General features: G+C 44.6%; 10 protein-coding genes. 7 read left to right on the forward strand and 3 right to left on the reverse strand.

Features of this window, described 5'->3' with window-relative positions; all coding sequences use genetic code 11:
* Positions 1–55: 55 nt before the first annotated feature.
* Both MKY19_RS04755 and MKY19_RS04760 read left to right on the forward strand, forming a co-directional pair.
* Positions 56–1,576 carry a glycosyl hydrolase gene (locus MKY19_RS04755; protein WP_339800786.1) on the forward strand — a complete coding sequence of 507 codons (1,521 nt, stop codon included), beginning with the start codon at positions 56–58 and terminating at the stop codon, positions 1,574–1,576.
* 9 nt (positions 1,577–1,585) lie between these two features.
* A complete protein-coding gene (locus tag MKY19_RS04760; protein ID WP_339800789.1) occupies positions 1,586–4,333 on the forward strand; it encodes a discoidin domain-containing protein in 2,748 nt (915 codons plus the stop codon).
* A gap of 433 nt (positions 4,334–4,766) precedes the next feature.
* On the opposite strand, the gene MKY19_RS04765 is transcribed toward MKY19_RS04760, so the two are convergent.
* On the reverse strand, positions 4,767–5,813 hold the full coding sequence (locus MKY19_RS04765; protein WP_339800792.1) for a GNAT family N-acetyltransferase: 1,047 nt from the start codon (positions 5,811–5,813) through the stop codon (positions 4,767–4,769).
* A 194-nt stretch (positions 5,814–6,007) separates the two neighbouring features.
* On the opposite strand from MKY19_RS04765, the gene MKY19_RS04770 reads away from it, so the two are divergent.
* Entirely contained in the window at positions 6,008–7,486 is a 1,479-nt protein-coding gene (locus tag MKY19_RS04770) for a potassium/proton antiporter (protein WP_339269010.1), read from the forward strand.
* A gap of 185 nt (positions 7,487–7,671) precedes the next feature.
* Positions 7,672–8,127, forward strand: coding sequence for a Dps family protein (locus tag MKY19_RS04775; RefSeq protein ID WP_339800796.1), 456 nt, complete (start codon positions 7,672–7,674; stop codon positions 8,125–8,127).
* 80 nt (positions 8,128–8,207) lie between these two features.
* Here MKY19_RS04775 and MKY19_RS04780 read toward each other — a convergent pair whose 3' ends face one another.
* Both MKY19_RS04780 and MKY19_RS04785 read right to left on the reverse strand, forming a co-directional pair.
* A complete protein-coding gene (locus MKY19_RS04780) occupies positions 8,208–8,912 on the reverse strand; it encodes an AIM24 family protein (protein ID WP_042185200.1) in 705 nt (234 codons plus the stop codon).
* A gap of 49 nt (positions 8,913–8,961) precedes the next feature.
* Positions 8,962–9,429: a hypothetical protein gene (locus MKY19_RS04785; RefSeq protein WP_042185202.1), complete on the reverse strand. Its 468-nt coding sequence runs from the start codon at positions 9,427–9,429 to the stop codon at positions 8,962–8,964.
* A gap of 225 nt (positions 9,430–9,654) precedes the next feature.
* On the opposite strand from MKY19_RS04785, the gene MKY19_RS04790 reads away from it, so the two are divergent.
* The 3 genes from MKY19_RS04790 to MKY19_RS04800 all read left to right on the forward strand — a co-directional run bounded on the left by MKY19_RS04790 (position 9,655) and on the right by MKY19_RS04800 (position 12,384).
* Positions 9,655–10,341, forward strand: a complete 687-nt coding sequence (locus tag MKY19_RS04790) for a M50 family metallopeptidase (RefSeq protein ID WP_060625056.1) — start codon at positions 9,655–9,657, stop codon at positions 10,339–10,341.
* A 191-nt stretch (positions 10,342–10,532) separates the two neighbouring features.
* The gene (locus MKY19_RS04795) at positions 10,533–11,219 is read left to right on the forward strand and encodes a hypothetical protein (RefSeq protein WP_042185207.1); all 687 of its coding nucleotides are present in this window, start codon (positions 10,533–10,535) and stop codon (positions 11,217–11,219) included.
* 199 nt (positions 11,220–11,418) lie between these two features.
* Positions 11,419–12,384, forward strand: coding sequence for a WYL domain-containing protein (locus MKY19_RS04800; RefSeq protein WP_339269012.1), 966 nt, complete (start codon positions 11,419–11,421; stop codon positions 12,382–12,384).
* Positions 12,385–12,456: the final 72 nt, after the last annotated feature.

Raw genomic sequence — 12,456 nt, forward strand, 5'->3', positions numbered from 1 at the left:
GGTATGTTTATTTAGCACCTGTGGAGGCAGTACAGCTACCGAAAGGAGGATTTATTTGCGTAAATATTATAAGCAAAACAGATTGTTGTTTACTATATTACCGGTGTTTATTATTTTTTCCTTGCTGCCTTGGGGAGAGGTTAAGGGTCTTCCGAAGGCTATGAGTGTTTCTTCCTCTCTTCCTTCGGCTATACCAAGCAATCCATCAGCTTCTGAAGAAGCCAAGCAACTGCTGAGTAATTTGGTGAATCTACGTGGCAAAGGAATCCTGTCTGGCCAGCATGATTATCTAGAAAGTCCAGATGAACTGGTTCATAAGCTGAAGAATACATCGGGACAAAATGCCGTTCTACATGGTTATGAATTGGGGGCAATTAATAATCAACCCGAAGGGACGATCGCAGAACAGCGACAAGCTGTTATAGACAGTGCAATGGAGTGGCATCAAGAGGGTGGCATTGTAGCCATGACATTCCATCAGAGTTTGCCGGGGACTTCTCCGGAATGGTCCAATGTAAACAGAAGTCTCAGTCAAGAGAAGTTTAATGCTTATGTTACGCCTGGGACGGCTCAGTATAAGAGTCTAATCTCTGATCTAGACGAGATCGCTGGCTATTTGGGACAGCTGCGTGATGCCGGAGTTCCAGTCTTATGGCGACCTTACCATGAAATGAACGGCGGTTGGTTTTGGTGGGGGAAAAAGGACAATTTTTCAGCGCTTTGGAATATTGTCTATGATCGTTTTGTAAACACACATCAACTGAATAATCTACTGTGGGTGTGGAATCCAAATGCGCCGAATGAATGGGCAGATCCTTATGCTGCATATTATCCGGGTGCGGATAAACTCGATGTTCTGGCTGCGGATATCTACAATAACGATTATAAGCAGTCCTACTATGAGGATCTGCTCGCACTTGCTGAAGGTAAACCTATCGGAATCGGGGAGAGTGGACAGCTGCCGAACCCGGAAGTATTAACCGAGAAACAAAATAAATGGGTCTATATGATGACCTGGGGAAAATTACTGACAGAAAATAATACGCTACAGTCAATTAAAAGCTTTATGAATGACTCGTTTATATTATCGAGAGAGGATTACGTTCTCACAACAGGAGGCCCTTCGATAGCACCGGTAATCCCGGGAACCCTAGCGGGTTTAACTGGAGAATACTATAACAATACTGATTTAGAGGGAGAAGCGGTACTTATCCGCGATGATCGTAAGATTGATTTTAATTGGCATGGCGGGTCACCTGCACAGGAGATAGATGAAGATCATTTTTCTGTTCGCTGGAAAGGGAAGCTCAAACCCAAATTCAGTGAAAAATATACGATTTCGGCATCCTCTGATGATGGAGTCCGTGTCTGGATTGACGGAAAGCTGATCATCGATAATTGGAAGAATCAAAGTGCAACACTTCATAAAGGAAGTATCCCGCTCACAGCCGGAACACTTTATGATATCCAAATTGAATATTATGAGAATGAAGGAGATGCTAATCTTCGCTTGCTGTGGGAGAGTTCCAGCCAGAAGCAGCAGGTGATTCCACAAGGGGCATTGTTCCTTCCTTAATCTAATGAAATGATAGGGTTAGACATTCCGGAAGAAAGAGAGGACCTATGGATGGGAATAACGAGGAGAATATCTAATAGAAAAAATAGGATAACTGCAAACAAACCATTACTGTTATTACTGAAATTCACCGCATTAACCGTCTTGTTTCTGTTGTCTGTCTCTGTTTTCGGAACGAATAAGACGAACGATTATAAGGTAGGTGCCAATATACCAAGATTAGCCACAGGAAGTGATGTTGCAGCAGAAATACCGGATGGTACTCTGATCTGGAATCTGGGACAACATGATGGCTCAGCAGCTGAGTTCGCTACGAGTGGCACTTCTGGCAGTAAGAAGATATTTAATGTTCCTTCTTCAGCGCTCAAATCATCGGCTCTTCAGAGCTTGCCTGCAGGCTTGAATGGAAAGACCCAGCCGGAATTAACGATCACCTATCAGCTAAATAAGATCCCGGAGAATGGGGTCTTATTTAGCGTAGGAATTCTGGATGCTTATAAATCCGTGCCACAAATGAGTGTGTTTTCCAATCATCAATTGTCAGGGATCATTCAAATTGCGGGCGTATCGGGCACAGAAAGTGAATATAGCTTTCAAAAATCCTATGAATTATACATTCCCAAGGAGCAATTGAAGCTGGGAACGAACGAATTGAAGCTGCAAACGGTTCGCTGTTTATATTGTAGTGACAAAGAAGACGAATATTCCTGGTGGACTTGGGATAATCTCCGTTTAGAATCTCTTAACGCTCCAATTTCCGAGCCTATTCATGGCAGCTATACACTGACCGGAACAGTAGTGAATAATAAGCAGTTTTACTTTGATGAAGGTGCGGTTACGCACTTGCCTTATGTTATCAAATGGCTAGGGATGGCTTATAGCGGCAATGTGATGCGTACCAGCTGTGCCAGTGATGTCGGGAGATCCTGCTCAGATATGCTGGAATATTACAAGGTATTGCAGGATTACAACATGCAGGCGGTTGCTCTGTATTTGCATACTGGTGATATTAAGCTTAAGGCAGATGGATCGTTGCCTGCTGATGCGGAGAAAAAGCTGACAGATTATTTTGAACAATATAGCCCTTATTTTCAATATTATGAGGTAGATAATGAGCCAGGGTTATTCAATCGTTCTAAGGCAGTTAACCTGGCGATTGCGGACTGGTTGAATAAAAAAGGGAAGCAAATCGCGCCCCATTTACAAACTGTTGCTCCGGGCTGGGCGTATTGGCCGAGCTACAGTGAAGATTCCTGTGGTAATCAGAAGGGAACCGGGAAGGAATGTGGAGATCCAGATGGCTGGGAACGTGATCCAGAGCAACGTATGGAGCTGGAGAAGGTTACGGATTTGACCAATGGACACTCCTACGGCGACTCTTATATTTTTAGTAATGGAGGAAGCTTTACTGAGAATTTGAAGACCTTCACTGGCGCAGACAATGGACTCGGCAAAAAAATGCTGACCACTGAATTTGGTACCTCGGACAGCCATGTGGATGCCTATCAATACGGGGCAACGGAGCGGACAGCGGCTGTATTCGACCGGATCATGCGTGCGCATATTGGTTATGCGGATATGTTTGTGCAGCATGCTGCTTTTTTTAAGGATTTCAGTTTATTCAAATACGGGTTTAATTTAGAAGAGCATGATCCGGCGACCACAGAGATTTATTATACAAAAGAAAATGAGGATTCACGTGTCAGCATTATGAGAAGGCTCAGTCTTGCCTATGCTACACATGGAGCTCCATTAACTTACCAAGTTGCAAACAAAGATGTGTTAGCCGACAAGCTGGTATATGTTCGGGCCGTGGATACTTCTACATTGAAGCCTCTTGCTGGAAGCGGGGCGACTTCAAATAAGGTACTGGTTAATTTCGTTAACTTTGAGTCTACTCCACAGACCGTGAGTGTAAATGTGACTATGCAGAAAAACGGGGTGTACGAAGGGGAACGTTTTGGAAACGGGGATACGTATGAAAAAGCAAGAAGTTATGTAACAGGCAAAAAGGCTACTCCCACGTTAACCTTTACGGAGACACTTGCTCCAGGAGAGGCTGTACAGTATATTTTGCAGCCTTCCTCTGAAGTAAAGCCGTTGGCCCCTAAAGGATTCAAAGCCGCAGCAACAAAAGGTTTAGCTGTAAAATTAAATTGGTTGGAGGCACCAGGAGCAAGCTATGAACTGCTTCGCGCTGAAGGTAGCGGCGGGGAAATGAAGGTGGTAGCCACCGATGTGAAGCTTACAGAATATACGGATCATAATTTACGTGAAGGGACGTTATATACCTACGCGGTAAGGGTATCCGGCTCTAATTTACTGTCCGATAAAGTTCAGATTACAGCCACCGGACTGGTTCCTCTGGATCGTACTAAATGGAAGGTATCCTCAAATGTGAATACGGCAGCATCAGCTCCGAGTCTGGCCATCGATGGGGATCGGCGCACGCGCTGGGATACGGGGAAACATCAGGTTTCCGGAGAGTATTTTCAGATTGATCTGGGTGAAGCACATGAAATTGAAAGAATAGATTTGGATAGCACGTTATCACCTTTTGATTATCCAAGAGATTATGTAGTTTATATTTCTGACGATGCTCAAAACTGGAAAAAACTCACGTCTGGTAAAGGTACGAAAGAGCTTACTAAGATATCCTTTTCTAAAGTAAAGACGAGGTATGTCAAAATTGTACAGACCGGATCCGGCGGGAATTATTGGTCCATTCAAGAGCTGCAGGTGTATTCCAGAGAATAAGGGTATCATTTGAATTTATATAATCATTTATAGCGCATACTAAATTACTGTGAGATAGATCTACAATGGAATAGGGAATTCTTCCCTATAAATTTTGTGTTTTAGGGTTGAACAGGTGGAATATAGGGAATTTCTCCCTGTATTCCAGCGGATATCGCCGTTTTTTAGAAAATCCTCCGTATTATAGGGAGAAATTCCGCATAACTGGGCAATTGTGAGGAAATCATCCTAAATAGAGGGAGTTTTTCCCCATAAAACTCCTTCCCCAACGCCCCATCACAATTTCTTAGACTGAGTGCAGAAGGTGGGGGAGTTTGGGATATCCCATAGATCAGAATGTATATGTTCCACGGCATATATTATCTTTCTCTTTCTCGCAGAAACGGAAGCCGTCCTTAAAAGGACGGCTTCCGTTTATTCTTGTTTAAATCCGTTAAATGAAACGAAGTCCAGACATATACGGCAAAGCAATAGCATCGGAATCCTCTGATCTCGCTGGATCAAAGAGCAGCGAGATCAGCTCCTTGTCGTCCTGCACGGACGACAAGTCGAGGCCCTTGCGGCAGCCTTCGGTCTGCCGCAATAGCGCTTCCCGGTCTGCGATGCAGACCGTCCCGCTGTTCGCGCCGCCGCTTAAGCTGGCGCCGGCGTCCCGCAGGAGCGCGAGCAAGCCGCGCTCCTGCCACGGCACAGGCACTTGCAGCGTGCCAACGCCGCCGCACAAGGCCGCCTTGGCCAGCAATGCCGCTACCGCGCTCGGCTGGCCGGCCCATTCCACCGCCGTCGCCGTGTTCGGCGCTGGCACGTCCGCCGCCGCGGGCACAGCCACCGCGGCGAACCCCTCGATGCTGCCGTCCCGAACGGCTACGAGTGTGCGCTGGGCTAAGCCCATCACACCCGCGTAAGCCTCGGTCCCCAGCAGCAGCGCCAGCTCACCCGGACTATATACATGTCCGGCTTCGCGTTCATTGAGCAGCCGGTAGACGGCGAAGAAGTCGCCCGGCTGCATTGGCCGCAGCGTCCATTCTTCTCCTGCTGCGGCTGCAAGAGCCTGAGCTGAGCTTGCGTTCAGCTCGGCAAATTGCGTACCTCCGAACGGTACGCACCCAGCTCGGATGTATAACGAACGATCACCCGAGACAAAAATCAGCGATGCCTCGGCCTCGGCAGCGTGACTCTGGCATAGCTGTAGAAGTTGGCCCGCCAGTCCTTGGCCCCGAAAAGCGGGATCGGTGCAGACAGCACCTATGGAGAATACATTCAGGAAAGCATCTCCAGTCTTGATCGTGGAGGGTACGAGCCCCATGAAAGCAGCAACCGTTCCGTCATCGGTAATAGCCGCGTAGGAATGACTGAGCCCAGGACGGAAAATAAGTGGAAACAGTTCTTTCATTGAAGTGGCACCCGGTTCACGAAAGACAGAATCTGCGAGCAGAGCCGCTTGGTCTAGCTCCGCAGGTTTAATTAATCTCAATTGCATAACATTCAACCTCCTATATGTACACACGATGGGGAGAAAGCATTTACATAAAGTATAAGGCCCGGGGAATGAAATCTCCAATCTTGTTTATATTATTCAATGTCTCAAAAGGATATCGAAAAGGGTAATAAAGTACATAAATAAGGAAGCTTCTTATATTTTAAAGCTAGAAGAGAAAGGGAAGTGAATAATCGGTGTCCCAACTTGCAGATAATATTATATTATTACTGGCAGCACTCTTGCTTGTAGGCGTATTTTCCACCAAGTTCTCCACTAAATTTGGAATGCCAGCTTTAGTGCTGTTTCTTGCTGCGGGGATGGTGCTAAGCCAATTTGTTTTTTTTAACAATGCTTCCTTAACGCAAATGGCCGGGATCTTCGCATTGGTTGTCATATTATTCGAAGGTGGCATGCAGACGAATATTAAGGATATTAAACCTGTTATTCGGCCAGCATTATCCTTATCAACGGTAGGCGTAATCATGACGACAGCCATTGTAGGGGTATTCGCTAAGCTGATCCTTGATGTGTCATGGCCAGAAAGCTTTCTGTTTGGAGCGATCGTTGGATCGACAGATGCGGCTGCAGTCTTCTCGGTACTTGGCGGTAAGAACATTGATAAACGTCTGACCTCGACGTTAGAAGCAGAATCAGGAAGCAACGATCCAATGGCGGTATTCTTGACAGTCTCGCTAATCGAATGGATACAGCATCCGGATATGGCGATATGGGGGCTGCTGTTGTCTTTTATATGGGAGATGGGCATTGGCTTAGTACTGGGTTTTGTGCTGGGGAAGATCGCAGTTTTCTGTATCAATCGAATTAACCTGGATTCCACAGGTCTTTATCCAGTAATGGCGATTGGCTTTGCTGTTCTGACCTATGGTTTATCAGCATGGGTACATAGCAGCGGGCTGCTGGCTGTTTATGTTATGGGCCTTACGCTTGGGAATTCCGAGCTAATGTATCACCGTACCATTATGAATTTTAGTCATGGTTTTGCTTGGATGATGCAAATATTTATGTTCATACTGCTTGGTTTGTTAGTATTTCCACAGGAGCTGGCGGAAGTGGCATGGCAAGGTATCTTGTTATCCGTCATTCTGATGGTTGTAGCTAGACCAATCGGTGTATTTATAAGCCTGCACTTTTCCAAATTTACGATCCGCGAGAAGACTTTGATTTCTTGGGCCGGACTTCGTGGAGCCGTTCCGATTGTGTTAGCGACTTATCCGCTGCTGGCTGATCTGTCTCACGGACGACTATTCTTTAATGTTGTGTTCTTTGTCGTACTGACCTCGGCGGTGATTCAGGGAACTAGTATTTCCCCGCTAGCATCCCGATTGAAGCTTGTGGGGCAAGAAGATTCAGATCAGCCTTCCCTGATGGAGCTGGTTGCTCTTGGCAAGACAGACTCGGAGTTTAACCATATTGGAATTAACCCTTATATGCCCATTGCTGGACAGATGATTTCAGAAATAGGTCTGCCAGATGATATCTTATTTACGGCAATTATCCGCAATAAAAAGATTGTCACTCCGCATGGAAGTACTGTTATTGAGCCTGGGGATACTGTGTATGTCCTAAGTCCGAAGAGTAAGCGTGATGAGATGAGGGCTTTCTTCCGCAGCAGGAAAGGAAAGACCGCGGAGGAGGATGTTTCTTTAATCTAGAGAAGAGACTCTTTTACCAAAGTGTGACACACATAATAGGCTTCATAACATAAGCTGTGCTAGAATCGGCACAACATATAATCTCCAGAATAGTTGCAAAACACGAAAGAGTGTGTTAAATTGTATATAGATTTAGAACGAGTCTAAATACAATTATAATAAATGAACCATAGGAGGTTTTATTAATGACAACACAATTAAAGAACCATACTGGACTGCAAGCTGCTTTGAACCGCCAAACTGCGAACTGGTTCCTGCTCGGGGTAAAGCTTCATCATTATCACTGGTATGTTAGCGGATCTCAATTCTTCACACTGCATGAGAAGTTTGAAGAGCTATACAATGAAGCTGCAGGTTATGCAGATGATTTGGCTGAACGTTTGCTTTCTATTGGTGGACAACCAGCCTCCACAATGAAGCAATATCTTGAATTGTCCGACTTACAAGAAGCTCGCGGCGGCGAAGATGCTAAAGGTATGGTACTTGAGCTCGTGAGAGACTTTAAGACTGTTGCTAAAGAACTGCAAGATGCAATTGCTACTGCTGAAGAATTGAGCGATCAACCAACTGCGGATCTGCTGATTGGCATCAGAAGCAGCATTGAGAAACATGCTTGGATGCTGAATGCCTTTATCGGCTAAGACAACATCCTTATAGGGATAGAATATACAAAGAGCGCCTGCGTATTGTTAACGCATGGCGCTCTTTTTTTTGAAGCATTCTATTTAATAAATACTCCACCAAATGGCACGGCTTCGCGCAGAAATCGTTTAATAATTCCATCATCGTTATTATCTCTTTCAAATCGGCGATTCTGGCGTCCCGCCTGAAACAACACAGGGCCGTGGCCCGTCATCTTCCAATGATAACTCATATGCTGGCTAGCTAAATGGTTGCCGTAAACGGTAAGCTCCAGCTTCGCATTCTCAGGATAGGCAATAATGCTGCCTGCATCCACATAGAGCGGATTGTAAGGATGAAGCTCAGCTTCACATACCGTACCTTCAGTCAATATACCAATGATGCCGTTACCCGTAAATTTCACTTTCACAATATCTCGTGTAACGAGCACATTCTTCATACTTAGCACTCGTGTATCCATCGTAACTCCCTTGCTGTAGAAGAAGAGATGTTTAAAGTCGTACAATAAATCGCTCTTTCCATCAAGCTGCAGAATCTTTACCCGATAACCTGGTGGAAGGGCGGCGACAAAATGGCAAGGGCCAGACATATCCGAACGAATCAGTTTTCGCTTGCGATAGATGCCCTTTACATCCATAAATCTGTCTGCCCGTCCAGTGGCAGGCCCTTGATAAGCGATAATTTGTTGTGGGTGCAGCACATGAACCTCTTCCTTCTCCCCAAGGGTGAAGGCTACGGCTTGTCCGCTCCCGCTGTCGCTTTCATCTTGGACATCGATGTTCATATTTCATCTCCCTCATGCTGTAGACGTGATCTTTACTGAATGTTCAAGATTAGCGCAGGCGGTCTCCTTTTCTAGAACGGTGAAGCATGCTGAAACGAACAATACGGATGAGTATAAAATACCCCAGAATTAGACCGATCCCTGTAAAAATAGTCACTTTGATTTTATGATAATATTCTTCGCGTGCCGTCCGGTCATTTTGCAACTCATCAACCATCTGCGTTAGTTGGCGATTCTGCTCCTGCAGGGCTTCGTTCTGTGTCCGGTAGGCCTCCATTTCCTGCATGGTATTCGTAAGCTTATCTTTCGCCTGTTGTAGCTCTTCAGCTGTCTGCTGAAATCCTTCTTTCAATTCATTGACTTCATTTGGAAGCTCAGAGAAGCTTTTGAATCCATTATAGATATCACTGAATATATTGGCTTGTGCTACTGGGGCCGGAAGAGATATGGAAAGGGTCAGCAGAAGCAGGAGCGAACATAACAGCTGTAGATATTTACGGTATTTACGTTGTTTCATCTATATAATCACCACCCAATTTAGGCTTGTATTTCTTTTATTTTAACACAGCTTGACAGCTTCTGACAGCGTACGCTAAACGTGAATAGGGCTTCTTGGGTCAGTAATATTTGCCTGTTTGAAGTGAGTTACACTTCCTTGTAAAGAACGATTTGGCTGTGCTCAACATGATTGAGAAGAGGGACTATTTATCGTATACTTTGGACGGAAAGGGGCTGCTGCGGAATGAATAAATGGCTTAAGACAATGTTATTTTTGGTCGGATCTGCTTTTTTGACGAGGTTGATTCCATTCTCATCTTTGTTTCGGAATTTGGACACGATGATTCATGAATTTGGTCATGCGCTGGTGACTTTACTGCTGTCTGGCAGTGTGCTGCGGATTGAGCTATACGCGAATCATAGTGGGGTCACCTATTCAGCCATTCAAGATGGAGGCAGAGCGATACTGGTGTCGCTATCCGGGTATATGCTGGCTTCCTTATTCGCATTGCTGCTCTTCTATCTCTACAGTAAAGGACGGCATGATTGGGGACTTATCTTAGCTACAACAGTAGCATTGATTATGCTGGTAATGTACGTGCGGGGAAGCTTCGGAATGATGTGGTTAGGCGGGTTTATTGCGCTGAATGTTTTAATGCTGGTGGTGTGGAAAAAGGCCAGCAAATATTATTATTTGTTATTAGCTTTTTTGACCTTGGAAGAGTCTGTAATGGGAAGTTTATTTCTCGTATATGCGGCCGTTGTATCCCCATCTCGTGCGGGAGATGCCAGTAACCTGGCAAGGATGACATCGGTGCCGGCCATATTTTGGGCAGTCCTATTTTTTATATTTTCTCTGCTTTGCGCCAAATGGGCGCTGGGACTATTTTTTAAGCGGGAGCGAGTGCAGCCTAAACTTCAGAGTCGTTAAAGTTAAAAACATAAAATTTTCGTCATAAACAGACAAAAGGGGCTGTTTTTGCGAGAGTCAGTCTACTTAGTATGTAGAATGGCTCTTTTTTTGTCGATAATATAGAACCGAACATACATTCCATGACATGGAGTTGTCCGCCATTATTGGTACATTAATAGAAGACCCAAAAAAAGAAAGAGGTGGAAAATATGATGGAAAGTATTACTCCTATATTTACGTGGGGTCAAGATCGTATTTTTGCAGGTGGAAATCGGGATGTTGTTTTACTTGTCGAATGGAAAGGAAATTTGCCTTCAGAAAATAGCCGACCAAGCAGCCACAAAGTGGTTGCACGTGATATTGAACTACGAGTTTGGCTTGAGCCACATGTAACTTTTAAGCGCTGTTATGGATGTGAAATGGAGGCTGGAGAAGGGAATTCACTCTTGCTTAAGCTTGGAAAAATAAAAACAGGACAACGCAAATTCATAGGATTGGAGTTCACTACTTCTAGTTCTGTAGCAGGTAAATATGAAGCATTATCCCTACAGTGGAAGTATAAAAAACCAACCGTAGAGCGTGTTCGTGAACTCCCCGTGAAGGTACTTGAGCTGGAGTACGCGCATCATACGCGCATTCTGAGCGATACTTGCTGCTTTTATGTTGAGAAGCATCTGGAATTGTTGAAGACGGCTGAAACGGTTGAAGCAGCAGAGGCACTACGAAGTAAAGGCCAGCATAGTGAAGCTCACGAAATGCTCAATCGACATGCGGATAAGATGTTGCTACTCGCAGTACGCTCTGGAGATCCTTTGCTGCTTAAAGAGGCTGAAATGTTGTATAAACAGATCGGGTTCGAGCATCAGCAACGAAGTAAAGCCGTTGGTGGAATTTAATATAGGACTCACTGCACGAGGATGCACATAAGCGAAAAAAGACCTATACATAAATTGGATTTTTCAGCGGATTCGGCGGAAAATTATAAGAAGAATTGTAATATAAAATGTGGTAACATAGTAAAAAAGTTCTATCACAATTTTACTTTTTTTCATAAAATAATGGGTCTATTTAACCATAAATCAAGGGGAACTGAATATGACAGACCGATTAATCCGACTGATGCGCATTATTACACTTGTTCAAGCCAAGCCAGGGATATTAGCCCGCGAATTGGCGGAACGCTGCGGCAACAGCGAGAGAACGATTTACCGGGATATGGACGCGCTTAGCGCCATGCATATTCCCATAACCCACCTGGGGCATGGAAAAGGTTATGCTTTTATTGGGAATTTTGCACTCTATCCCTTGGATTGGTCGGAAGAAGAAGCAAACGCGTTTTCGCAATTACGCTATATTATGGAAGATATAAAACCAGCATTACCCATAGATTTTGAAAGCGCGTATGAAAAAGTAGTCGCGGCTGAATATAAACGTAAGGCGGAGAGAGAAGAAACAATAGAACGTGCAAGAAGAGAAGTAGGGGTGGGGTGGGCAGAAAGAAACAGTTCGCATATGGAACAACACTCATTTCTTACTCCGATCCTGGAGGCTTTATTAAAGCAAAAGAGTATTCAAGCGAATTATAGTGAGAATGCATTAGAAGAGAAAGGGATCACCATTGATCCTTATTGTCTGGTCCCGCTGGAAAGTCGTTTTCATCTCATTGGATTTTGTCATCGTCAGGGTGTTATTCGTACATATCATATCAACGATTTTTCTAATGTGAAGCCATTAAATCGTTTTTTTTCGAAGGAAGCGTTTGATGTGCAAGCCTTTATGAAGCAGAAATGGTCACTCGATAGGGATAGTTTACAGGTAGAATTCAAAGTGAAATTCTCGGAACGGGTAATGGAAGGAATTAAGAAGGACGAATTGCCTTTTAAGCCAAGTAAAGTGGATCGTCAATCTAGATGTTTTCACTTTAAGGTTGCCGTGGAACAAGATATAGGATTTGTCCGCTGGATTAAGAGATTCGAAGAGGAAGCGGAAATCATTGAACCGTACTATTATCGTGAAGTAATCAGGCAGCAGTTGGAAAAATGGAGTTCGCACTATAAATAGTGATACGCTCATTTGACCTTCGTTCAATTCGAAAGATGGGGTGCTTGAGCAACCATTTAAATGGTTGCCGGT

Source organism: Paenibacillus sp. FSL R5-0744 (assembly GCF_037972555.1).
Classification (GTDB): Bacteria; Bacillota; Bacilli; order Paenibacillales; family Paenibacillaceae; genus Paenibacillus_AQ.